Source organism: Chitinophaga rhizosphaerae (genome assembly GCF_003958645.1).
Taxonomy (GTDB): Bacteria; Bacteroidota; Bacteroidia; order Chitinophagales; family Chitinophagaceae; genus Chitinophaga; species Chitinophaga rhizosphaerae.
The window spans coordinates 474355-496730 of the sequence record NZ_RXLO01000001.1; the positions used below are offsets into that span (position 1 = coordinate 474355).

22 protein-coding genes and 2 tRNA genes are annotated in these 22376 nt (G+C 53.8%); 9 read left to right on the forward strand and 15 right to left on the reverse strand.

The genetic code is table 11. The annotated features are described in order from the left end of the window. The first annotated feature begins 424 nt into the window (after positions 1-424). Together rpmI and rplT are read left to right on the forward strand one after the other, a co-directional pair. The gene (gene rpmI, locus EJ361_RS01755; protein WP_109700507.1) at positions 425-622 is read left to right on the forward strand and encodes a 50S ribosomal protein L35; all 198 of its coding nucleotides are present in this window, start codon (positions 425-427) and stop codon (positions 620-622) included. Between the two features lie 39 nt (positions 623-661). Beyond that, positions 662-1006: a 50S ribosomal protein L20 gene (rplT, locus tag EJ361_RS01760; RefSeq protein ID WP_126243624.1), complete on the forward strand. Its 345-nt coding sequence runs from the start codon at positions 662-664 to the stop codon at positions 1004-1006. Between the two features lie 369 nt (positions 1007-1375). Here the strand turns inward: rplT and ispE are convergent, their stop codons facing one another. From ispE to EJ361_RS01780, 4 genes are all read right to left on the reverse strand, one after another. Beyond that, entirely contained in the window at positions 1376-2182 is an 807-nt protein-coding gene (gene ispE / locus EJ361_RS01765) for a 4-(cytidine 5'-diphospho)-2-C-methyl-D-erythritol kinase (RefSeq protein ID WP_126243625.1), read from the reverse strand. A gap of 6 nt (positions 2183-2188) precedes the next feature. After that, a complete protein-coding gene (locus tag EJ361_RS01770) occupies positions 2189-2788 on the reverse strand; it encodes a bifunctional nuclease family protein (protein ID WP_126243626.1) in 600 nt (199 codons plus the stop codon). A gap of 160 nt (positions 2789-2948) precedes the next feature. Next, the gene (locus EJ361_RS01775; RefSeq protein ID WP_126243627.1) at positions 2949-3920 is read right to left on the reverse strand and encodes an electron transfer flavoprotein subunit alpha/FixB family protein; all 972 of its coding nucleotides are present in this window, start codon (positions 3918-3920) and stop codon (positions 2949-2951) included. Between the two features lie 45 nt (positions 3921-3965). After that, positions 3966-4706, reverse strand: a complete 741-nt coding sequence (locus EJ361_RS01780) for an electron transfer flavoprotein subunit beta/FixA family protein (protein ID WP_126243628.1) — start codon at positions 4704-4706, stop codon at positions 3966-3968. Between the two features lie 111 nt (positions 4707-4817). On the opposite strand from EJ361_RS01780, the gene EJ361_RS01785 reads away from it, so the two are divergent. Continuing rightward, positions 4818-5123: a tetratricopeptide repeat protein gene (locus EJ361_RS01785; protein ID WP_126243629.1), complete on the forward strand. Its 306-nt coding sequence runs from the start codon at positions 4818-4820 to the stop codon at positions 5121-5123. Then, positions 5110-6474: a tRNA lysidine(34) synthetase TilS gene (gene tilS / locus EJ361_RS01790; RefSeq protein ID WP_126243630.1), complete on the forward strand. Its 1365-nt coding sequence runs from the start codon at positions 5110-5112 to the stop codon at positions 6472-6474. The genes EJ361_RS01785 and tilS overlap by 14 nt, the downstream gene beginning before the upstream one ends. On the opposite strand, the gene EJ361_RS01795 is transcribed toward tilS, so the two are convergent. Beyond that, complete coding sequence (locus EJ361_RS01795; RefSeq protein WP_126243631.1) at positions 6475-7080, reverse strand: rhomboid family intramembrane serine protease; 606 nt, start codon at positions 7078-7080, stop codon at positions 6475-6477. A gap of 31 nt (positions 7081-7111) precedes the next feature. Further along, a complete protein-coding gene (locus tag EJ361_RS01800; RefSeq protein WP_126243632.1) occupies positions 7112-7585 on the reverse strand; it encodes a 23S rRNA (pseudouridine(1915)-N(3))-methyltransferase RlmH in 474 nt (157 codons plus the stop codon). 128 nt (positions 7586-7713) lie between these two features. On the opposite strand from EJ361_RS01800, the gene EJ361_RS01805 reads away from it, so the two are divergent. Continuing rightward, a tRNA-Arg gene (locus EJ361_RS01805) sits at positions 7714-7787 on the forward strand. Positions 7788-7971: 184 nt separating this feature from the next. Here the strand turns inward: EJ361_RS01805 and EJ361_RS01810 are convergent. Both EJ361_RS01810 and EJ361_RS01815 read right to left on the reverse strand, forming a co-directional pair. Beyond that, on the reverse strand, positions 7972-8613 hold the full coding sequence (locus EJ361_RS01810; protein ID WP_126243633.1) for a response regulator transcription factor: 642 nt from the start codon (positions 8611-8613) through the stop codon (positions 7972-7974). Next, a complete protein-coding gene (locus EJ361_RS01815) occupies positions 8594-10558 on the reverse strand; it encodes a sensor histidine kinase (RefSeq protein ID WP_126243634.1) in 1965 nt (654 codons plus the stop codon). The genes EJ361_RS01810 and EJ361_RS01815 overlap by 20 nt, the downstream gene beginning before the upstream one ends. A 348-nt stretch (positions 10559-10906) precedes the next feature. Between EJ361_RS01815 and EJ361_RS01820 the strand changes: the two genes are divergently transcribed. The 4 genes from EJ361_RS01820 to EJ361_RS01835 all read left to right on the forward strand — a co-directional run bounded on the left by EJ361_RS01820 (position 10907) and on the right by EJ361_RS01835 (position 14065). Next, positions 10907-10980, forward strand: a tRNA-Arg gene (locus tag EJ361_RS01820). A 341-nt stretch (positions 10981-11321) separates the two neighbouring features. After that, positions 11322-12164, forward strand: coding sequence for a universal stress protein (locus EJ361_RS01825; protein ID WP_126243635.1), 843 nt, complete (start codon positions 11322-11324; stop codon positions 12162-12164). A gap of 64 nt (positions 12165-12228) precedes the next feature. After that, positions 12229-12984, forward strand: coding sequence for an SDR family oxidoreductase (locus tag EJ361_RS01830; RefSeq protein WP_126243636.1), 756 nt, complete (start codon positions 12229-12231; stop codon positions 12982-12984). 70 nt (positions 12985-13054) lie between these two features. Then, positions 13055-14065, forward strand: a complete 1011-nt coding sequence (locus EJ361_RS01835) for a sodium:calcium antiporter (RefSeq protein WP_126243637.1) — start codon at positions 13055-13057, stop codon at positions 14063-14065. 103 nt (positions 14066-14168) lie between these two features. On the opposite strand, the gene EJ361_RS01840 is transcribed toward EJ361_RS01835, so the two are convergent. The 7 genes from EJ361_RS01840 to EJ361_RS01865 form a co-directional block, all read right to left on the reverse strand. Continuing rightward, on the reverse strand, positions 14169-14411 hold the full coding sequence (locus tag EJ361_RS01840; RefSeq protein WP_126243638.1) for a hypothetical protein: 243 nt from the start codon (positions 14409-14411) through the stop codon (positions 14169-14171). A gap of 37 nt (positions 14412-14448) precedes the next feature. Then, complete coding sequence (locus EJ361_RS25495) at positions 14449-14619, reverse strand: hypothetical protein (protein WP_164714036.1); 171 nt, start codon at positions 14617-14619, stop codon at positions 14449-14451. Positions 14620-14824: 205 nt separating this feature from the next. Then, entirely contained in the window at positions 14825-15418 is a 594-nt protein-coding gene (locus EJ361_RS01845) for a hypothetical protein (protein WP_126243639.1), read from the reverse strand. A gap of 9 nt (positions 15419-15427) precedes the next feature. After that, complete coding sequence (locus EJ361_RS01850; protein WP_126243640.1) at positions 15428-16255, reverse strand: hypothetical protein; 828 nt, start codon at positions 16253-16255, stop codon at positions 15428-15430. 80 nt (positions 16256-16335) lie between these two features. Then, positions 16336-17049: a DUF2589 domain-containing protein gene (locus EJ361_RS01855; RefSeq protein ID WP_164714037.1), complete on the reverse strand. Its 714-nt coding sequence runs from the start codon at positions 17047-17049 to the stop codon at positions 16336-16338. Positions 17050-17096: 47 nt separating this feature from the next. Next, positions 17097-17558 (reverse strand): DUF2589 domain-containing protein, encoded by a 462-nt coding sequence (locus EJ361_RS01860; RefSeq protein WP_126243642.1) that lies wholly within the window; start codon positions 17556-17558, stop codon positions 17097-17099. Positions 17559-17895: 337 nt separating this feature from the next. Further along, positions 17896-22374, reverse strand: coding sequence for a TonB-dependent receptor plug domain-containing protein (locus tag EJ361_RS01865; protein ID WP_126243643.1), 4479 nt, complete (start codon positions 22372-22374; stop codon positions 17896-17898). Between the last annotated feature and the right edge of the window lie 2 nt (positions 22375-22376).

Sequence of the window (22376 nt, forward strand, 5' to 3'; positions counted from 1 at the left end):
AATCCCCGGCTAATGAGCAGGGGAGCGGAGGTGGTCAGAACCGGAAGGCCGGTAAGACGACTTGATAATTTGTTTGAAACAATGCGGGACGATGGGTCCGGCGCTGGTTTTCATAGGCGTACAGGATCGATTTCATAGGCTTCGGTTAAATTCAGTCAATACCGATATGGACAAATTTTAGAAATTCTGAATTTAAAATTAATCATAATATGGTTATATCCAAAAATATAAATTTACCAGTACGTGTTAAAATTGCAGTTAAGTATGGTTAATAGAGTATTGGCGGATTGACTTTCAAATGATTATTGAAGTGGAAAAAATGTTAACTTTTTTTCAGGTATACCGGCAATATTTTATTTTTTTTATGCTGCTTGCGCTATTTGTAAAATAAATAACTACCTTTGCAGACCAAATTCGTAGTAAGATGCCTAAAGTAAAGACTCATAGCCGTGCGAAGAAGACGTTTACGGTGACCGGCAGCGGAGCGATCAAACGTCCGAAAGCATACAAAAGTCACCTGTTGACCAAAAAGTCAAACAAAAGGAAACGTTCTCTCAGAGGAAGTAGCCTGGTAGCAGATGCCAATCTGAACCTGGTAAAGCGTATGCTCGTACTTCGCTAACTCATTAATTTTCGTTAAACAAGTTTTAAAAAGCATAACATGCCTCGTTCCGTAAACGCAGTTGCGTCCAGAGCCAGAAGAAAGAAGATCCTGAAGCAAGCCAAAGGATTCTACGGTAAACGTAAAAACGTATATACCGTAGCCAAAAACGTACTGGAGAAAGGGCTCACATATAGCTACGTAGGTCGCAAACTGAAGAAAAGAGAATACCGGACACTGTGGATCGCGCGTATCAACGCCGCCGCTCGTGCCGAAGGAATGACCTACTCTCAGCTCATTCACAGACTGACCGAAAAGAATATTGGTCTCAACCGTAAAGTTCTGGCTGACCTGGCCATGAACGAACCGGAGACTTTCAAATCTCTCGTAGCGTCTGTAAAATAAGTCGATTCAACATCGCTATAAATCAACCGGTTACATTGTGACCGGTTTTTTTATGCCCCTCACTTTCCCCTTCCAGCCCTGCGTTTATCAACCTCCTGCCCCCAATTCACTCCCCCATACACCTACGCCTTCCGTAGACGGCGGCAAAATATGCCCAATCCGGGACCCGCCATGAACAGCTAAGTTTTCGGCAGAACCGCACCCCGCGAAGTCAGGCTTTGACACCCCTGCTCAATACCAGGCACATTTTCGGTGACAACAAAACTTAACCCTTTCTAAAACAAAAATCGGTTACCAATAGTAACCGATCAACATCTTTCCTTTTTCAAGCCTTATGAGATTTTTTACAAGTATTTCCGGAACACCTTATCATCCCCTAAAAACAGTATACCCTTCCTTCCATTTCAAATCCGGTACTTTTCCCGCTTCATAGATCCCGTACACCGCCGATCCACTGCCGCTCATACTCGCATAAACCGCCCCTGCGTCGTACATCCGGTCGCGTATCGCAGCGATCTCCGGATGTTTCGTAAAGACCGGCGCCTCAAAATCATTCGTCAAACGGCCTTTCCAGCTTTTTACGTCTTTCCAGTCTATGGCCGACAACGGGATTTCCGGCGCGCCCGGGTGCAATTGCCCGAACGCCCAACCCGTGTTCACATGAACACCGGGATGCACCAGTAAAAATGAATACCCCGAAAGGTCTACCTGGAAAGGCGAAAGGACCTCGCCGCGCCCTTGCCCCAGGCTGGCCCGGTTGCGGATGAAAAACGGGCAATCGCTCCCCAGCCGTGCGGCATAGCCCATCAGCCGGGCCTCGTCCAGCCCCAGGTTGTATTTCGTATTCAGTAAAGTCAGGGTAAATGCGCCGTCTGCCGATCCACCGCCCAACCCCGCGCCGGTAGGGATCACTTTATGCAAATGAATATGCACCGCGGGCAATTCGGGAAAATCGGCCTTCAGCAGCTGGTAAGCCCGCATGCAAAGATTATCCGCCGCATCTCCGGGAATGGCGATCCCCGACTGACTGAAAGCCAGTGCAGGCGCGGTAATTATCTCCAGCGCATCGCGGACGGGCAGGGGATAAAACACGGTTTCCAGGTCATGAAAACCATCGTCCCGCTTCCGCAGGATGTGCAGGCCCAGGTTGATCTTGCAATTGGGAAAAACGATCACTTCCGGTTATTTGCTTTTACGGCTGTTGATCTCGTCGCGGATGGCGATGGCGCGGATGTAGTCTTCCTGCTCCAAAACCTCCTGTAGCAGCGTATTCAGTTCCTCGAGGTTCAGGGCTTTCAGATCGTCTTCGGTGCCTTTTTCATGCTCTGAAATGGAAGGCGTGCCGGCCGCTTTGGTGGCCTTCTTACCGGGGTCGTCCAGCAAAATGCCGGCGCTGTTGAGAATATTCTCGTAAGTGTAAATGGGGCATCCGAACCGCACGGCCAGGGCCAGGGCGTCGGAAGTCCGCGAATCGATTTCGATAGTATCGTCGTTATTGGAGCAAACCAGCTTCGAGTAAAAAATACCTTCCTGGAGATTGCTGATCACTACTTCATGCAGTTCAACACTAAACGCATTCATGAAGTTCTTCATAAGATCATGGGTCAACGGGCGGCTGGGTTGCATCTTCTCCAACGCCACCGCAATAGCTTGCGCTTCAAACCCTCCGATTACGATGGGAAGCCTTCTTAATCCGTTCACTTCTCCAAGTACAACGGCATAAGAATGGGTTTGTGTTATACTGTGCGACAGTGCGACTATTTCCAATTCTATTTTTCTCATACGGTCATTATGCGTAAGCGCTCACAATTAAACGTGTATAAGACGTGAAGTTAGAAAAATATTCGATATAGAAAAAGCGTGACTGCCGCTGTTCGCGCAGGAAGCCGGTTTTATTTTCCGGCTGCGGCTGTACGAACGGGCGGCAGTCAGCACATTATCATTAATTCCCTTTATATTTCTTTACAGCTTCGGTCAGCCTGGGCACCACTTCGAACGCGTCTCCCACGATCCCGTAATCGGCCGCTTTGAAGAACGGCGCTTCGGGGTCTTTGTTGATCACGACGATGGTTTTGCTGCCGTTTACACCCGCCAGGTGCTGGATAGCGCCGGAAATGCCGATGGCGATGTAAAGGTTGGGACGTACGGTAAAACCGGTCTGGCCCACGTGCTCATGATGCGGCCTCCAGCCGGCGTCCGCCACCGGGCGGCTGCATGCGGTAGCCGCGCCCAGCGTATGCGCGAGTTCTTCCACGATCCCCCAGTGCTCGGGGCCTTTGAGGCCTCGGCCGCCGCTCACCACGATCTCGGCCTCCGTCAGCGGCACTTCGCCGCTCACCGTTTCCACTTTCAGCGTTTTGATCCGGAAATCCGCATCGCTCAAACCCGCCGCGAACGCCTCCACCGAAGCGCTCCCGCTGCCGGGATTCAACGAAAAGGTATTCGGCATCACGGATACGATCTTTTTGTCGGTAGTAATATTCACGTTCGCGAAAGCCTTTCCGGAAAACACGTTTTTCTTCACCACGAAGCCCGCCGAAGTATCCGGCATACCGATGGCACCCGCTACGAAGCCTGCTTTCAACTTGGCCGACAGCTGCGGCGCGATGGAGCGGCCCGCGAAGTTGTGCGAAAACACGATCACAGACCCGTTTTCTTTCGCTACGGCTTCCGCCATCACTTTGGTTACCACGCCGGATTCGGGTTCATTCAGCCGCGCATCCACTACATGCAATACTTTCGACGCGCCGTAATGGCCCAGCGCCGCGAGCTCCGCATTGTCGATTTCCCCAACGGCTACCGCAACCGCCGGAACGCCCAGCTGCTGCGCGATTTGGGCGCCGTATTGTACGGCTTCGTTCGCTGATTTCTTTACTTTTCCCTGGAATTGATCGGCAAATATGATGACTGACATTTTCTACTTTTTTTGTTGGTAATGAATGAATGGAAAGGGGAGGCCCTAGATCACTTTGGCTTCTTCATGCAGCAAACGGGCGAGCTCTTCCGCCTGGTCTGCCGCTATCATTTTCACGCCCGCCTTCGCAGGGGGCAGTTCAAAGGATACGATGGACGTCAATGCCTCCACCGCTACGGGTTCTACCACTTTCAGGGGCTTGGTCCGCGCCGCCATGATGCCGCGCATATTGGGAATACGCGCTTCCGCCATGCCTTTCTGTGCGCTCAGCGCCAGCGGCAGGCTCACTTCCACCAATTCCTCACCGCCTTCGATCTCGCGTTTCAGCGTGGCGGTAGTGCCGTTCACGTCCAGCTTGCTGGCGATGGAAACGAAAGGCAGGCCCAGCAATTCTGCCACCATGCCGCCCACGGAAGAACCGTTATAATCGATCGTTTCCTTACCGGTAAATATGATGTCGTATTGTTCCTGTTTGGCCACCGCCGCAATCTGCGAAGCGATGTAGAAGCTGTCCTGGCTATCGGCATTCACACGGAAGGCTTCATCGCCCCCCAATGCCAGCGCCTTGCGGATAACAGCCTCGGTATCGGCACCGCCCACGGTGATCAGGTGCACCGTGGCACCCTGGGTTTCCTTCAGCTCCAGCGCCCTTACCAGCGCATACCACTCATCGTACGGGTTGATGATAAACTGCACTCCCGCCTCACTGAATTTCGTGTTATTGTCCGTGAAAGCTATTTTTGCAGTTGTGTCGGGCGTTTTACTGATACATACTAAGATCTTCATATCCGTTTACTGGTTTTGGTGAAAAATGCAGTATTTACAAATATATGGGATTTAGGGGTTCAGCCATCAGCAGCCACGATACGTTTAACATATTGCTTAGAAATCGACCGCATGGACAAAATCGCACAAATAAAATCATTTCTTGAAAGCGCCCCGGCAGACAGCTTCCTGCGTCATGCCCTGGCCCTCGAATACGTGAAAATCAACGACGACACGGCCGCCCGCGCCACGTTCGAAGCCCTCCTGGCCGCAGATCCCGCCTACGTGGGCTCCTACTTCCATCTCGGGAAAGTGCTCGAGCGCCTCGGCGAACGGGACGCCGCCGCCGCCACGTACGAAAAAGGAATGGACATGGCCCGCCAGCAGCGCGACATGCACGCTTACAACGAACTCCAGGCCGCCCATGAAGACCTTTAACCCCTTCGACGCGGCGAGTTTCCGCGCCGCCCTGCGCGCGTTCATGGACCGCGAATCCATCGTGCCCGCCGGCGCCACGCTGCTCGTTGCCGTAAGCGGAGGCGCCGATTCCGTGGCGCTCGCGCACCTGCTGCACACCTCCGGCATCCCCATCCAGATCGCACATGGCAACTTCCGGCTGAGAGGCGCAGAATCCGACCGCGACGAAACCTTCGTCCGCAACTTCGCCGCCCAACTGGACGTCCCTTTTCATGTCAAACATTTCGACACAAACGAATATGCATCCACCCAAAAACGATCCATCCAGGAAGCCGCGAGGGATTTGCGGTACGCCTGGCTGGAGGAACTGCGCATCCAGGCCGGGCTGAACGCCGTTGCCACGGCGCATCACATGCAAGACAGCGTGGAAACGCTCTGGATGAACCTGTCCAAAGGAACGGGGATTTCCGGCCTCCACGGCATCCTGCCGAAACAGGGCGCGCTCGTAAGGCCGCTGCTGTTCGCCACGCGGGAAGATATTGCGGGCTATATGATGGCAGAGCAACTGGCTTTCGTGGAAGACAGCTCCAACGCATCCGATAAATACACGCGGAACTATTTCCGGCACCACGTGTTGCCACAGTTGCGGGAAGCGTATCCGGACGTGGTGCGCCAGACAGGCGCGTCCATCCTGCGTTTCCGGGAAGCGGAAATGCTCTACCAGCAAGCTGTGGAAGGGTACCGGAAAAAGCTCCTGGAGAAAAAAGGGGAGGAGTATTTCATCCCCGTGCTGAAACTGAAACAGGTACAACCCCTGTCTACCATCGCGTACGAACTGCTCAGGCCCTTCGGCTGCAATACCCACCTGGCCGCACAGGCAGTGGATTTGCTGGAAGCAGGCCCCGGCAAGTTCGTCACCACCGCCACGCACCGCATCGTCCGCGACCGCAAATGGCTGATCGTTACGCCGCTACAGGAATCGCTGTCCGCGCATTTCCTCATCGAAGCCGGCCAGCGCGAAGTGCTGCTTCCGGGGTTCCGCATCACATTGCGCGAAGAAAAATACGAAGGCCGCCCCATCCCCGCAGATGCGGATGTGGCGTACCTCAACGCGTCGGAAATTACGTTCCCGCTCATGGTCCGCAAATGGAAAACCGGTGATTATTGCTATCCGCTCGGCCTCAATAAAAAGAAGAAACTCAGCCGCCTGTTCATCGACCAGAAACTATCCCTTCCCGACAAGGAAAAGGTATGGGTGCTGGAATCCGGCAAACGGATCGTATGGGTGATGGGCATGCGGCTGGACCACCGTTTCCGCGTTACGGAACATACGGAGCAGATACTCGTTTTGAAGATGGAAACAACCCGCTGATCAGGGATTGAGCAGGCGCTGCAGGAAGTACGTGAACACGGCAGGCTTGATGACGATGGGAAACACCAGGCCCAGCACGGCGCCCCAGAAGTGCGCGCTATGGTCGATCCCGTCGCCCCCGCGGCGCGACATGTACGCCGAATACACCAGGTACAGCACGGCATACAGGATGAACCACATCGGGATGAAGAAATAGAGCCCGATCTTCTGCCAGGGGTCGAACAGCACGCAGGAAAACAGCACGGCAGACACCGCGCCGGACGCGCCGATCGACTGGTAACCGTAAATATCCTTATACCTGAAATAATTCGCTATGTCGGGCAAAACGAGGCCCAGCAAGTACAGCAGCGGAAAGTAATACACACTGCCCAACACCCTTTCGAAATAGAAGGAAATATAATCCCCGAAAAAAAACAGCGACAGCATGTTGAAGAACAGGTGCATGAAATCGCGGTGTACGAGACCCGAGGTGAAGAAACGGTAATATTGATTGCGGTGATTTACCTGGTAAGGCCAGAAACTGAGCTTCTCCATGTCTCCCGGCCGGGTAAAGGTCGTAATGGAAACGAGGGAAGTGATAACGATGATGATAAGGGTAATGCTCATAAGCTGCACGGTAATTAATCCGTAAATATAATCATTGATGGTGATACTTCTCATTATTGAGGACGGTATACGCCCTGTAGAGCTGTTCGGTCATGATAAGGCGGACGATCTGGTGGGGGAACGTCAGGTCGGATAGCGACATCTGCACGTTGGCGCGTTGCAGCACCGCGGCATCGATCCCGAAAGCCCCGCCGATCAGCACGATCAGCTGGCGCGTGCCGGCATTGTTCCGCTGCCGGAGAAAATCCGCCAGTTGCAGCGTACTGAAGGCTTTACCGCGCTCGTCGAGCGCGAGAAGATAATCCTGCGGCTGCAGCATATCGAGGATGATCTTTCCTTCCTGTTTTTTCAGTTCGGGGATGGAAAGACTGGCGGCCTGTTTCACTGTCGGGATCAGCTTGATATCGAAATCGGTATAGTGCTGTAATCTTTTCCGGAATATTTTAATCCCTTCATCGATCCACGCGTCATTTTCTTTACCTATGCTCCAGAGCTGTATTTTCACGGGTTTCAGCGTTTTGTTACTGCTGTCAAAAATAATTGTAAAATGTAAATTGCTGAAAAAAAGGGGAGAAAGATTTGCAGAAATAAAAAACTTCCCTACATTTGCATCCCGTTCGATACAAAGGGAATGGCTCCGTAGCTCAACTGAATAGAGCATCTGACTACGGATCAGAAGGTTTCTGGTTTGAATCCAGACGGAGTCACGAAACAGACCCTCCAGTTTAACTGGAGGGTTTTTCAATTTTATGCCTCATTACATTAGGATCCGGTCAGATCACGGATCACAAATCCTGAAAGCTTTAAATACTGATGTTCATTCACCCTGGAAATTCTCCCTTCGCGATAGTGGCGGCATTATGGTTCTCTCAACACGAGGGCGAAACGGGTCTATAACAGTTTTCTTTGCACGGCGGCCATGATGAGCTCGGCCGCGTTTTTCACTTCGAGTTTCTGCATCATGTTCCGGCGATGGGTTTCTACCGTGAGCGGGCTCAAATGCAGCTCCTGCGCGATGCCGATGGTCGTTTTCCCTTCGGTGACGAGTTGGAGGACCTGTTTCTCGCGGCGGGTCAGGGTAGCAGGCGCACGAAGCTCTTCGCGGCCGGGGCGGGCCAGAATCTCGCGGACTTCCCGGCTGAACGCCACGCCGCCGTTCAGCGCTTCGACGAGGCATTTTTTGAATTCCGCGGCCGAGGCGTTTTTCAGCAGGTAGCCGGAGGCGCCATTCTGGAGGATCTGGAGGATCATGCTCCGTTCGGCCTGGTTGCTCACGGCCAAAACAACGGTCTCCGGCGAAATACGCTTGATGTCTTTACAGAGATCGAGGCCGTTGGCATCGGGCAGCATGATATCGAGGAGCACGAGATCGGCATGGTTACGGCCCAGCCATGCCATGAAAGCGCCGCCCGAAGTGAAGGCGTGCATCCCGGAGATGCCGGGCGTGCTTTGCAGGAGCGCCCGCAGACCTTCGATGACAACGGGATGATCGTCTACGATCGCTATGGTGCGCTTAACTGTCTGCTTCCACATGGATTTCAATATTGATGGCGGTGCCTTCGCCGATAACGGAATTGATGTCCAGTTTGCCTTTCAGGAAATGGACGCGGTTGCGGATGTTGGAGAGCCCGGTGCCGGGGGATTTTTCCTTCGCCGGAACATCGAACCCCTTTCCATCGTCTTCGATGGTAATGAAAAATATATCCCCGTTCTGGCTGCATTGCAGGATCACTTCCTTCGCATGCGCGTGCCGGATAGCGTTCGCCAATGCTTCCTGGACGATGCGGTAAATAGTGACCTGCGTTTGCACGGGAATGTCAGCAGCGATGCCGAACGCCTGGTAACTGATGCGCGTGGCGGGGGTGGACAGCGATTCGCAGAGATCGCCGAGCGCTGTTTCCAGGCCGAACTTGAACAGGTTCTCCGGCATCATGTTCCGCGCGATGCGGCGAAGCTCGTTCACCGAATGATCGAGCTGGCCGATCACCTGGTCCAGCGGACCACTTTCTTCGCCGGCCGCCATGCCTGACAAGCGAATCTTCATCCCTGCCAGCATGCCGCCGAGCCCGTCGTGCAGATCACGCGCAACACGCCGGCGCTCGCGTTCTTCGCCTTCGAGCATGGCGTGGGAGGTGGCGATCATTTGCCGCTGTTCCATGTCTTTCAGTTTCTGCAAAGCCAGCCTGCGCCCGTTCCGGTACTGGAAGTAGATAAAAACCGCGGACGCCAGTACCAGCATACTTCCTACGGCCAGCAGCCAGAAAGACAGGCGGGAGTTATGACTGGCCAGCTGCGCCTGCCGGTTCTTCGCTTCCAGCGTGGCGATCTTTTCCTGGTGCTCCGCGTTGCGGTAACGGACTTCCATGGCAGAGATTTCATTCCGGAGGTGGCTGGTATGCAAACTGTCACTCACGGTACTGTATTTCTTCTGCCATTCGTAAGCCGCGATTCCGTTGCCCATTGCGGCGTAGGTTTCGGCCAGCCCGGCGTACACGAGGAGGCGGTTGGTGGCCACTGCCATCATTTCCGGCTGGTTGGCGAGGTATGAAATAACGGTCAGCGCTTCCCGGTACCTGCCGAGATTATGCAGGGCGTAATACTGTTGTAGCTCGAGGCGTTGCTGCTCGTATCTTTTCTGCATCCTGCCGGCGATGGCGATCCCTTTGCCGAGGCTTTCGAGCGCGGCGGTCCAGTTTTTAGCCGTATTGAAATAGAGGCTTTCCGCCGCGTAATAGTCTACCCAATGGTAGGAATCCGGGTACGGTGCGAGCAATGCACGGGCGCTGTCGAGCATTTCGGGGGCCTGGTCGTTGCGCTCCCACAGACTGGAATTCTCCGCGAGGGATATGTAGGTGACCAGCAGCTGGTCTGGCGGCGAGTGGCCTTCGCGCAGTACGCGGAGCGCGGTGCGCATGTATTCATCCGCCACATCGTGCTGGCCCTGGTTGCGGAAAACGTGCCCGATGCCCAGGTAGTGCTTGCTGATGAGGGAGCTGTCGCCCGTACGGCGCGCGAGGGGAATGGCTTTATTGAGGAGGATATCCGTGAATTGTTTGGGATCGTCATGGAATAGCCGGAGCCCACCGTAGCGGTGCCATGCTTTGGACCGTACGGCGAGCGCAAGGCTGTCGGCGAAAGGAGAGAGGAGAGAATCCGCCTGCAGATACAGGCGCGCTGCGGCGTCGCGGTCCGTTTGGGAAAGCAGGACGGCGGCGTAGTAGGGATGGAGGGCTTTGGCGAGCGGGGAGCCCTTTGCCCATTGCAGCCCTTCGGAAACGAGGTATGCAGCCTGCTGGGCGTCTCGCGTGGCGAGGTGCTCCGACAACTGGAAAGCAGCCACGGCCCGGGCGCTGTCGGTCGGTGCCGCAGCAATGGCCGTACGCAGGCTATCCTGGTACAGCCTGCTGTTCAATTGTTGTGCCCTCGCCGGTAAGCCGCCCGCCACTACAAGGCAGCAGGCGATAAAGTGTCGCATCATAGGGAAGAATTCCACTGTACGAAGCTACGGCAGAAAGGCGCACCGCCCAATACCGGTTTACAGGTAGAAAAAATCACCCGGTTACGGCGATTGTCCTGCTATCGTACGATACTTATTTTTGTAATATCCTATCCAAGGTTGACAAAATTACCGATTCAACATCCCCCAAAATCTAAATCGGCAACTGAAAAATTCATCAAACTAAGCAGGATGTCAGCGAGCTACACGCCCGGATTCACTCCGGGCGTACCTTTTCCCCCAATACCCGAAAAAATATGTACGCTTTTGTAAAAAATATTTGCGCAATTGTAAAAAATCCCTACCTTTGCATCCCGTCAAACACGGACTGGCTGCGTAGCTCAACTGAATAGAGCATCTGACTACGGATCAGAAGGTTTCAGGTTTGAATCCTGACGCGGTCACAAAGCCAACAACGTAAAAGCCGCTACTATAGCGGCTTTTCTTATATGGTACGGCATCTCCGCCGTTTTCGTAACCCGCTTAAACGGATCCAGTTAAATCTCTGGGTTTCTCCTTCACATTAGAAACCATTCCGCCACCAGGAATCATGCTTTGTCATGATCTTGATCATCGGCGAGGAAGCATGGTCAGATTAACTTACAAACGATCGGAATAAAGTAGCGCGATCCCCTGATGAATATGAACGGAGGAGGCCAGCCGTTCCCTGCCATTCCCCGGCCTGCCGCCCAGGTACCTGAGTATAGTCGCGTTAAAACCTTCTCCATACATAACTGTTAGCACCATGAAACGCATACTAGTACCAACAGATTTTTCACCTACTGCCGAAAAGGCGTTCCGCTTCGCTCTCGACCTGGCGCAGCGTTCCAACGGCTCCATTATCCTGTATCACGCATGTACACCGGTGGAAAGTATTTTCGTGGGAACAGCGGAAACGCGAAATGAGTATAATACCAAAAGCAAAATCGATACTTTAAAACGTCTTCAGCGTCTCCGTAAAAAAGTAGCGGCTGGCAGCCCGGGGGTCGCTGTGTCCACGATTGTGGGCAGGTCGCCGTTCATAGACAAGCTGCTTGAATTCGTAATCGATCATCACATTGACCTGATCGTTATGGGTACCCAGGGTTGTAGCGGCTTAAAAAAGACGATTATAGGCTCAGAGGCGGCACGGGTGGTAGAAAGGGTAGATCGGCCCGTCTTGCTGGTACCCGGATCCTACGAATTTAAGGAACTCGGACGGTTCGTATTTGCGACCGACTTCTTACAAACAGACAAGGCGGCCCTGGCCACTGTTAGTGAAATGGCAAAGTTGTACAAGGCAGATATCAATTTACTTCACTTCCAGAACGCCTATAATACCCCGGTTGATAAACTCCGTGAAAAGAATGACTTTGATACCTATGCCCACAACTTACAACGAGAGCTCAATGCGTACAAAATAGAGGCTCATTTGCTGGAGGCTGGTTCGGTAACAGCCACTATGGAAACATTAGACAAAAAATTCCCACACGATATACTGGTGATGGTCCGAAGGAAAAAGACATTCCTGGAAAAATTCTTTGTAAAAAGTTTTACACGAAATATGTCTTTTGTGACTAAAAAGCCCTTACTGGTCATACCGGAGTGAATAAGCGCTGAAGTCACGGAAAATTGAAGGAATTAATACAGGCCAGCTTATAAAATCATAAGTTATGGAATCAATATTCAAAGATAAAGTTGCCGTTGTAACTGGCGGATCATTTGGCATCGGCAGGGCCGCCGCGATTGCATTCGCAAATAAGGGTGCGAAGACCGTAATCGTTGATTGGCTGGAAGATGGCGAAACGCTAAAACGTATTAAAGCAGCGGGCGGAGAGGCCATTTTCATGAAATGCGACGTCTCGAAGTCGGATGATGTAAGAAAAATGGTTGAGAACACAATTTCCACCTTTGGCCAGCTGGATTATGCGTTCAATAATGCAGGTATCGAAGGGATATCTGCCCCGGTGCAGGATTGCACGGAGGATAACTGGGACAAGACGATTGGCATTAATCTTAAAGGCATCTGGTTATGCATGAAATACGAGATTCCCGAAATGCTTAAACAAGGCAAAGGCGCAATTGTCAATTGCGCTTCAATTGCCGGGCTGGTGGGATTTCCGGGGTTACCCGCGTATGTGGCATCCAAACATGGCGTGCTGGGATTGACCAGGACAGCTGCACTGGAATGCGCAAAATTCGGGATCCGGGTGAATGCGGTATGTCCCGGCGCGATTAAAACCCCAATGATAGACAGAATCACGGGAAAAAAGAAAGAAGCGGAAGAGCTATTCGCCGCAATGGAACCGATCGGGCGGCTGGGCAATCCAGCGGAAGTTGCCAATGCAGTTGTATGGCTTTGTTCGGATGAAGCATCATTTGTAACCGGGCATGCAATGGCTGTGGATGGCGGATGGGTGGCCCAATAAATAAACGTACAGCTGCGACAGGCCAACTATACTGCTACACAACGAATTAAATATCTCCGCGGTAATTTATATGGAAAGTCTGTTTTTTAACATCCCGGGGTTCCTGTTATGCGCGGCTGTCATCATCTTCAGCGGTACCAGGCTTTCATTTTACGGCGACAGGCTCGCCGAACTTACGGGGATGGGCAAGGCATGGATAGGGCTTATCCTGATGGCCGCCGTTACCTCCCTGCCAGAGCTGATAACCGGCATCAGCTCCGTAGCCATCTATAAGGCGCCAGACCTGGCAGCAGGAGACCTCTTCGGTAGTTGTGTATTCAACCTGCTAATACTTTCCCTGCTGGATGCGCGTATCAAGAAACCCATTCTTTCCGAAGTCAAATCAAGTCATGTTGTTGCAACCATTTTTGGAATCATTTTGTTAACGGTGGCTGGTATGGCCATATTCCTGGCAGACAGCATCCCTTCGTTGCTCTGGATGAGCAGTTTTACATTTTTACTGATTGCGATCTACCTGGTGGCCGTATGGGGCATCTTTAGGTATGAACATATTGCGATGATGGAATCTCCGCCCGCAACGGTAATGCTAACGCCTGCACGTTCGGCCGAACTTCGAAATGCAATAGGGAATTATGCCCTGAATGCCTTTGCTGTAATCGGCGCCGCCGTATTCTTGCCTTACTTCGGAGAAAACATCGCTATGCAAACGGGGGTTGGAGACTCATTCTTCGGAACGGTTTTTATAGCCGCAACTACCTCCCTGCCCGAACTGGTGGTGTCGCTTGCCGCTTTAAGGTTGGGAGCGCTGGATATGGCCGTCGGGAATCTATTGGGGAGCAACGTTTTCAATATGTTTATCCTCGGGCTGGATGATATGTTCTTCCGGGAGGGCCCGCTTTTCAAAGCTATTTCACCCGCTCATTTGTTATCGGTTTTTACTACGATCATCATGACCGCCGTGGTTGGATTGGGATTACTGTTTAAACCGAAGAAAAAACAGTTTTTTCTGTTCAGCATTGATACATTTATCATCATTATCCTCTACCTGGCGCTGATCATTTACTTGTTCAATGAAAAATAGGCCCGGATTCAACCGCACGAAAGCCATATAGCGCATATAGCAGCGCCCGCAGCACATAAAGTACCGCGGGCGCCGACATATGATGGAAGATGTATGATGCAGATTAATTATACACCGGCCGCTGGTGAACGATTTCATTGGCCAGCTGGTAGAGGAACTGCACGTCGAAGTCCTCTTCATGGTTCAATGGCCGGAGCCCGCAATGACGGTCGCGCGTGAAGGAAATCTCCGTCCCTTCCACCCAAGCGCTGATCTTGCAATAGGGGCCGGTGAGGGTGATCTGTACCGGCAGCTCGAACGTTTTGCCGCCGTAATGCATTAGGATCTGATACTGTTCGGTTGTCATAAGGATGCTGGTTTAAAAATTCACATGATCATATCCCTTATCCAAGGAACATCCAATACAATTGCATCAACAAGGATGCCAGCAATTGCCGTACGATGGGCAATGCCGCGATCAACAATACAAAAGTAACAATCCACGAAATGATGGCGGAAGTGAGCGCCCATCGCGCGGGGCGCGCATGTGCCCGGGGCAGTTCTGCGTAAATCATGAGCGTCGTTTTTACGTAAAGTAATCGGCTTGCTAGATTCACTGGAGCGTAACGTCGTAACCAAATATACCCCGATTTCCCCGGATTTACCGGGAAAAATAAAGCGCCCCTCACAATCAGGGCGCTATCCGATAACTTTTATTCATATGTAAAAATAAGCAATATCTCAGGTTGTGGAGGGATTTCCCCGCGGCACAAGGTTGTTCTACAACTTCGCCACACCCTGCACCATCGGTGGTACCACTTCTTCGAGCAGCAGGAACACATCGGGCAGGCTCACCATCGTCAGCACCCGCTTTTGTCCCAGCGCAATGTTGCGGTCTGACCCGAGGGCTTTCCAGAGCTGGAGGTATTCAGCTTCGGTGTTGACCGACAACAACATTCTGTCGTCGATAATCCCTTCCTGGAACCCCGCCACAATGATCTGCCCGATCATGGCCGCGGCTTCTTCCAGTTTGTTGCGCGAGGCGGTATAATCTTCCCGCAGCACGGCTTCCAGCCCGCGGAGCACTTTCAGCATGACCGATTGTTTCATTTCGCCGCGGCGGACGGTCACTTTTTCCAACGTGCAGGGATCGAGCCCTTTCTCGGCGGCCGACCATTCCGCCCGCAACAGCTGTAACTGGCTTTCGCGGTCGGGGAGGCCTTTGTCTTTGTAATCGGCGTTCGCGCGGTCGAGCAGCGCGCGCAGGGCCGTACCGGTATCGTAATCTTTCCGGCTGTATTTTTCGGTCACGGTGTTGAGCGCAGCCAGCAGGGCGGCGAGGTCTTGCCGGATCTGGTGATGGAACCTTTGCATGACGGCGGTTTATTCGAATTCTACAATTTGCTGGTCCTGGCCCGTTTCCTCGTTGCGCACCGTTTTCACGAACACGCCTTCTTCCTGGATTTTGGCCTTGATGGTAAATACGGTAGCGTCGCTGCTGCCGTTTTTCACGATGTTGGTTTCGGGGTTCACGAGGAGGTTTTCCATTTTGCTCTGCGTCACCATCGTATACTCCCTGATGCGCGTCACCACTTCCGCCACCATCTGGGTAAACATCTCGTTGCCGGGATATTGCTCCTTATAAAACGCGCTCAAATTATATTGCACGAGCCGCGCGTTGAAAACTTCCGCCAGGCAAACCTGCGCGATGTTCTCGGGTTTGGTGGGCTCGCTGTTTTCTTTCAGCAGGCGGTAAAATTTATCGATCGGGTCTTCCGCAGGAACGGCCGCCGCGACCGCTTTTTTGCTTTTCCGCGGGCGAACGAGCGAGGTTTCGTATTCGACCGGCTGGCGGAAGATGGGAATATCGAACACATCGTCTTTCACGTTTTCCGGGCTCTGGCCGAGTTTCGACTTCTGGATCAGCAGCGTCTGGATAGCGGAATTGACGCGGTTGTTGACGTATTTGCCGAAATCTTCCGCCGGCATGGTGAAGGCCATGGCATTGGAGAATTTGGCGGAGGAAATGAGTACGGGGATGGTGAGTTCCATTTCCGGGATCTTGAACCGGGGAACGGAGAAATGCTTCAGCACATCGTCTTTGGAATATGCGATCGCCATGTCTTTGGCCACACGGTCTGCATGGTCGCGGGCGCGGGTGATCTCGGAAAAAATGAAACCTACGTAGTCTGCCAGGGTGATGTTTGACATGTTGCTAAATGTTGAAGGCTACGAAAAGAGAAAAATCGGCGCCCCATGCCGGTGGGCCGGATGCGGGCGCCGGTATGAAATTATGCGGAAAGCATGCCGAGGATCCTTTCCAGGCCGGCGGGCATTTCGTCCTGCACGGCTTTTACGTTTACGTTCAGCGCGAATTCCTTCTTCACTTCCACACCGGTCACGGATTTGCGCTGATAGGAAGCGGACACCTTGAAGCTTACCGGTCCCCAACCTGCTTTCACCTCTGCGTTCACGCCGATGTCTTCGCTCACTTTGGAAGATTCGACGGAGTTGAGCTTGGCGTTGAAATCGATGATCACGTGCTCGATGCGCAGGCTCGGAACGGGGAGCATGGCGATGAGGGGCACTTTCACGTAGATTTTCTTTTTTACTTCTTCACCGGCTTCGTTCACATCGCTTCTTTCGTGGGTGAAGTCTACCATGATGAGCTCCTTTTCGTCGCTGCCTTCGGCCTTGGTGAAACCGACTTCGTTGATGAAGTTCACGGTAGCGAGGGCGGAGGCCACCTGGGCGTCTACGGCTGCCTGGAGCGGGCCGCCGATCATTTTCTTGAAGTCGATGGCGTTCAGTTGCGATACCAGGTCGGTATTGATCGCTTTGGCCATGGGCGCGCGGCCGGAGGAAACAGCGCGGGCGAGTTTTTGGGTGGAGGCGGCGGCTACGTCGGCAGCAGCGCTGACAGCGGGGGTGGAGGGGGTAACGGCGCTTGCGGGCGCTACGCGGGGCCGGGGGTTAGTACGGCTTTTCGGATTGATCTTTGCCATTGTTTTTGACATTTAATTATTGAATAAATAGAAGGTGTGCGAAGGGGTTAACCGGGTAGTACGCCCAGTTCGGCGAGGAGGGATGCCGGCAGCTCGTCCTGCACCACGGAAACCTGCATATTCATTTCGAAATGCCGTTGCCGGTTTCCGCTCTTTTGATAGGCCGGTGCGGCTTTTACGCTGCCGCTCTGCCTTTCGATCCGGATCATTTTGACGTTGAACGAAAGCTTTGCTTCGGCGATGCGGAGGGTCTGGACCGGGACCAATGAAATGAGCGGTACGCTGATCTCGCGGGTTTCGCCGTTGCGGGTGTGCGTGAAATCCGCCATGGCGATCTCCCGCTGGCCGGGTGCGGGCTCGAAGAAGCTGATCTTGCGGACGAGCTCCGCCGAAGCGAGCGCCGATGCCGTTTGCGCTTCCATCATGGCGCGGAGGGGTGCGGAAATCATCTGTTGCAATGCCAGTTGTGAAACGGGCCATTCGCGGGTGGATTCGTTTGCGGGGGTCATAACATGCTTTTTCCGGAAGGGATGCGAACGGGCATTGCCTTCCTGTTGCTTTCCGGCCTGCGGGATGAGATGCCATGCGTTATGGGCCGGATGGCGCCCGGGCGGATGGGGTTACTTAAAAAATGTTTTTGTTGATGCGACGATTGTGAAATCAGTTTTTTGGGGGACGCACGCGGGTTTGGGCTTTCTCACAAATTTTCGGGGTTACGGTTGCCTGGCGCGCGTTCGCCGTAATTCGAGTGCAAGTTTAAAGAGGATTTTTCAATCACACAAAAATAAAATCTACGAGAAAAGGAGCGGCCACGGCCTGAAAGCGTTTACCGCGGCCGTCCTGTTCCTACTGAGCGGGCAGCACCGAAATTTCGGTACCGGCCTGCCAGTCCCTTTGTTCCGGGACATAATATAATCCCGCGCAACCGGCCTGTGCATGGTACTTTCCGGGGAAGCCGGCTTTCAGGTCGAGGTGAAGGGTTTTACGTTCCCCCGGCCGGAAATGCCGCCAGTACAAAACGAGATATCCGTCGAAGATTTCATAATAGGCAACGTCCTGTTTATCCGTCCATTCCTTCAACTGCCAGGGCTGCAATTGCAAGCCACCGGGAATGCCGATTTTAGCGATCGTCATGGCTTGTCCTTTCGCTTCGGTGTTGCGCACTTCGATGCGCATGCGCACGGTGGAGCCAACGCTCGCCGCATCCTGCCCAAGTTGCGTCTGCAAGCGGATAGGCTTTTCTTCGGAAGCAGGGGGTGTCAGTGTTCGCCAGTACGCTTCCACCAGGTAAGGCATGCCATCGTTTATCCCGGGATAAATCACTTCCACCCTGTGTTTACCGGCATCCAATGGCTGCGGTTTCCCATTGGTTACTGCGGGCTTTCCGTCGATCAACAAGGAAAGCGGCCCTTCCAGGCTACCGGTCTGCAATGTGGAATATGCCGCGACCGCCTTCAGCGCCATCACCGTTGCCTGCGTTGATCCGTATCCGTAGCTGCTTTTGTTATTCATGATCACACCCATTTCCCGGGCGATTTTCGGTATCGGTGGATTCTGCATCCGGCTCCAAGCCATCGCCCGCAAAGCGGCAATTTCCACTTCCAGCGATCGCAACCCGGAATAGAATGGCGATTCGCCCGCGCGCGGAAGCGCTTCCAGTTTGGCCACGAGCCGCTGAAAATCTGCGGTGCGGCCGAGCCGGTGCGCCGCCAGTGCCATAACGCCGGCGATATAGGCGTTCCGCCCTGCCAGCGCCTGCTGAAAAGCGGTATGATATTCAGGCAGAATCGAATCGCCAAGACCGGATTCCACCATGGCATACACCACATAGGCATCCCGCGCTTCGTCTGTCGAGGAACGGGCCCGTTTTTCGCCCTTGTCACGGAAACAGCCATCTCCGTCGCGCCTCGCCAGCAGGAAGCGTTTCGTTCTGTTCAGCAAACCGGTATCTACCTGGATGAACCGCCGCATGTCCGTGAATTCCATCAATCCGTACGCCGAAAGCAGCGTGCTCCCCGGCGCACGGCCAAACCAGTCGAACCCGTGATCCGGCGTTTCGAATGCCGCCAGTTTCCGGTATCCCCGTTCCAGGTAGCGCATCGCTCTATTGCGGGCCCCTGCCCGCAAATGCCCGGAATTGCCCAGCATTTCCAGAATGAGCAGGTTCGGATGCGTGGTGGACGACACCTGCTCGAAGCAGCCATGCGGCTCGCGCAACATCGCCTTCAAGCCTTCTTCCAACTGTTCATCGGTATACTGGAAAATCTGCGCCGTGTACCGGAGGCTCCCCGGCACGATGCCTTCCGCCGAAAATGCATGCTTTTCGGTCCGCTGGCCGGTAAAACTGCGCGACGCCGGGAATCCCCGTTCCCGCGCTTCCACGTCGAAACCTTTCCGGCTCTTCGTCCGCGAACCTGATTCCTGATACAGGAAGATCATCCCGCTTCCCGCCCCCGTCACCACCACCGGGATATGCATGACCCGCGACACACCGGGTAACAGCGTCACGGAAAACGTATCGACCTTCGCCAGCAAAAATTTATCCGGCACTTCCAGCCTGAAATTCACGCCCAGGGGAACGGTATCGTTGTTTTTCAGGTGCAATTGCAAAATGGCGGAATCGCCTGACAGTAAATCCTTCGGCACCGTCAGCTCCGCCGCAATGCGCGACTCGGCTGCATAGGTCGCCTCGGTCCGTCCCGGCGAGCCCTCATGCCCGATCCCTTCCGCGATCATCCGGAAAGTGGTATTGGCGTCGGAATTGCTGAACGTAACGGTAGCTTCGCCCCTGGCGTCCGTGAAGACAACGGGCGCCCAGAAGATCGTTTCCCGGAAATCGTCCTGCACATTTCGACCATCTCCATAAATCGGCGTATAAAACCTTTCCGCGTAATTGTAATTCGACCAGGGGCGCACGTAATCCTCTTTCAGGTAGGCCGATTCCTTGTACAATGCAAAGGATTTCCAGCTGTAGGGATAAAACGAACTGTTGACGAGGATAACCCCGTTAATGGCGCGGCTTCCGTAAATTGCCGTGGCTGTATTGCCTTTCAGGACCGTTATGCTGGAAATGTCTGCGATATTCTGTTGCACATCTGCCATGGCAGCCGGTATTCCGTTGACAATCACCAGCGGTTCGTTGTTGCCCGCCATCGTGGATGCGCCCCGGATGGACATCCGGTTGCCCGACAAAGGGTTTGCGGGCGTCTGGACCGTTATTCCCGCTACAATTCCCTGCAAATTGCCGGCCAGCGCCCCCCCGGGAACCGGGCCAGCCGCATTCAGGTGAACCACCTGCGCCCCAACCTGTTCATGGCGCTTCAATGCGCCGTATCCCACTACCACCACATCGTTTAAATTGCTGCCGGATGCCGGTATTTTGTCTAACAACCCAAAAAAGCCATTCCCCATGGTATCCGCCGCAACAGCAGGAACAGGAACCGCCACCGGCTGCGGCGCCCTGGCCTGGTCCACTATATTCTGCTTTGCTTCGGAAAATGCGGAACCGTGAAAGAACCTGATAAATGCTGCGCTATCCGGCGGTAATGGCCCGGCCACGGCAGAATAATATTCGGTCGGTGAAACGCCGGCAAACACAAATCGTCCCAGCGAATCCGTGACCGTTGCTGCAGCCCATTTCCGGCTTTGTGTATGATAGAGGTACACGCGGCATTTCATCGGCACCTGCCTTTTCGAATATACTGCCCCGATGATGTAATGTTCTTCCCCGAAAGAAAACGGCTGAATGCCCGTTTCCCGGAACCGCGGCACCGGATCAAAGTACCGGTAGCCATGGGTCAGCATAACGAGGTCGAGGGCCGGCAGCGCCTGCGGTTCGTTTGCCTTGAAGTAGAACGCCGGCTCCTCGATCTTTCCCCGTAATTCGGAACTGAACAGGAGCCACGACAGCAGGTTATCCTGCCGGTCGTCCGCAAACGTCCATAGTTTATCGTCCACGACCGACAGCGAAACATTTGCCGGCAAAGGTTGCCCGTCGGCGGTGGTTGTCTTTATCCGGACTTTGACCTTTTCCCGCGGCAGGTATTTTTCCTTTTCCGGGACGAGGGAAATGATCATCTGCCGGTCTCTCCGCACGAACGCCCGCCTCTCCGCCACCGGCGCGCCTTCCGGGGTTTGAAGGCGGATGCGCAGGATGCCGGCGGGGAAAGAATCGGTGGGTATCGCAATGGATGTTGATCCGGTGAATGATTGAATCGGGAATGATTGCAATAATTTTTCGCGGGAGTGGACGGTAAGCCGGTAAGCGCATGTATGATTGCTCGCTATCTGAATCCCCAGCTCCAGGCTATCGTTCCAGCAGGTAAGCACCGCTCCGTTATCAGTGGCCAAAGGCAGGAGATAGGCCGTATCGCCGCCCTGGCTGCCGGCAAGCCGGGCCTTGTATTGACGGCCTTTGACCGGCCTGATGGAGAACTTCCCCATGCCGTAGCGGTAGGTATCGAACGTGGCGGCCACATTCCCGAATTGGTCCGTCACCGCGCCACTGACTTCTGCCGGTTTTCCGAATTCATCGACCGCGCGGAATGCCATTACCGAAAGCAGCCCGTTCACAAAGGTTCCGCCTTCCGGCAAAAACTGCAAATCGATTTTATTCAACACCACCGGCACGCTTCTGGAAATGCTTTCCCGCAGCTGATCGATCTGGAGCTGCAGTAACAGGAGCACGTCGGTAGACCGGAGCTCGTCCGGCAACCGGAAGTGCACGTTGGCCTTGCCATCTGCACCGGTAATAACGGCCCCGCTGGTGAAGGGCTTCCCTTCCACCATCACCGTAAACTGAACTTCGCGGTTGAAGACCGGCTTATCGTCGAGGGTACGGGCGGTGAAAGCTGCGTTCACGGTTGCGCCGGGCCCGTAGCCTTTCTGCGGAAAATCCAGCTGCAGGAGGATCCTGGGAGCCACCACCCGCTGCACCGTGATCTCTTTCGAAAACCAGGTAGCGTCTGATTCATTGCGCATCCCGTTCGTATACGCCCGTACTTTATAAATCCCGCCTTTCGTATTCCCGCCAAAATGAAACGAGCCTTCCGCATACCCGTCGCGCACCGGGAACTGCTGGACAGCCAACTGTTTTCCATCGGGTGAAAACCATTCCACCTGTACGCTTTCCGAGAGGAAAGATGGCCGTCCGTCCTGGCCCCGGGTCACATACACCTTGTAAAAAACCACATCTCCCGGTGAGAAGAAAGTATGATTGAAATGAACATACACCTTTTGCTTCGCGTTGGCGTACCCTTTCAGTTGCGCGTGGCCGGAACCCGCCATCATGCAGCATATCGATAGTATTGCGATAATCAGTTTCATGG

What these genes read in the sequence shown, in the direction of transcription:
- EJ361_RS01825 (WP_126243635.1), top strand. Translation starts at nt 11,322, where the DNA reads ATGAAACGCATACTAGTACCAACAGATTTTTCACCTACTGCCGAAAAG.
- EJ361_RS01815 (WP_126243634.1), bottom strand. Translation starts at nt 10,558, where the DNA reads ATGATGCGACACTTTATCGCCTGCTGCCTTGTAGTGGCGGGCGGCTTA.
- EJ361_RS01855 (WP_164714037.1), bottom strand. Translation starts at nt 17,049, where the DNA reads ATGGCAAAGATCAATCCGAAAAGCCGTACTAACCCCCGGCCCCGCGTA.
- EJ361_RS01780 (WP_126243628.1), bottom strand. Translation starts at nt 4,706, where the DNA reads ATGAAGATCTTAGTATGTATCAGTAAAACGCCCGACACAACTGCAAAA.
- EJ361_RS01850 (WP_126243640.1), bottom strand. Translation starts at nt 16,255, where the DNA reads ATGTCAAACATCACCCTGGCAGACTACGTAGGTTTCATTTTTTCCGAG.
- EJ361_RS01845 (WP_126243639.1), bottom strand. Translation starts at nt 15,418, where the DNA reads ATGCAAAGGTTCCATCACCAGATCCGGCAAGACCTCGCCGCCCTGCTG.
- EJ361_RS01770 (WP_126243626.1), bottom strand. Translation starts at nt 2,788, where the DNA reads ATGAGAAAAATAGAATTGGAAATAGTCGCACTGTCGCACAGTATAACA.
- EJ361_RS25495 (WP_164714036.1), bottom strand. Translation starts at nt 14,619, where the DNA reads ATGATTTACGCAGAACTGCCCCGGGCACATGCGCGCCCCGCGCGATGG.
- EJ361_RS01785 (WP_126243629.1), top strand. Translation starts at nt 4,818, where the DNA reads ATGGACAAAATCGCACAAATAAAATCATTTCTTGAAAGCGCCCCGGCA.
- EJ361_RS01835 (WP_126243637.1), top strand. Translation starts at nt 13,055, where the DNA reads ATGGAAAGTCTGTTTTTTAACATCCCGGGGTTCCTGTTATGCGCGGCT.
- EJ361_RS01775 (WP_126243627.1), bottom strand. Translation starts at nt 3,920, where the DNA reads ATGTCAGTCATCATATTTGCCGATCAATTCCAGGGAAAAGTAAAGAAA.
- EJ361_RS01860 (WP_126243642.1), bottom strand. Translation starts at nt 17,558, where the DNA reads ATGACCCCCGCAAACGAATCCACCCGCGAATGGCCCGTTTCACAACTG.
- rpmI (WP_109700507.1), top strand. Translation starts at nt 425, where the DNA reads ATGCCTAAAGTAAAGACTCATAGCCGTGCGAAGAAGACGTTTACGGTG.
- EJ361_RS01810 (WP_126243633.1), bottom strand. Translation starts at nt 8,613, where the DNA reads ATGTGGAAGCAGACAGTTAAGCGCACCATAGCGATCGTAGACGATCAT.
- EJ361_RS01840 (WP_126243638.1), bottom strand. Translation starts at nt 14,411, where the DNA reads ATGACAACCGAACAGTATCAGATCCTAATGCATTACGGCGGCAAAACG.
- rplT (WP_126243624.1), top strand. Translation starts at nt 662, where the DNA reads ATGCCTCGTTCCGTAAACGCAGTTGCGTCCAGAGCCAGAAGAAAGAAG.
- EJ361_RS01865 (WP_126243643.1), bottom strand. Translation starts at nt 22,374, where the DNA reads ATGAAACTGATTATCGCAATACTATCGATATGCTGCATGATGGCGGGT.
- EJ361_RS01830 (WP_126243636.1), top strand. Translation starts at nt 12,229, where the DNA reads ATGGAATCAATATTCAAAGATAAAGTTGCCGTTGTAACTGGCGGATCA.
- EJ361_RS01795 (WP_126243631.1), bottom strand. Translation starts at nt 7,080, where the DNA reads ATGAGCATTACCCTTATCATCATCGTTATCACTTCCCTCGTTTCCATT.
- tilS (WP_126243630.1), top strand. Translation starts at nt 5,110, where the DNA reads ATGAAGACCTTTAACCCCTTCGACGCGGCGAGTTTCCGCGCCGCCCTG.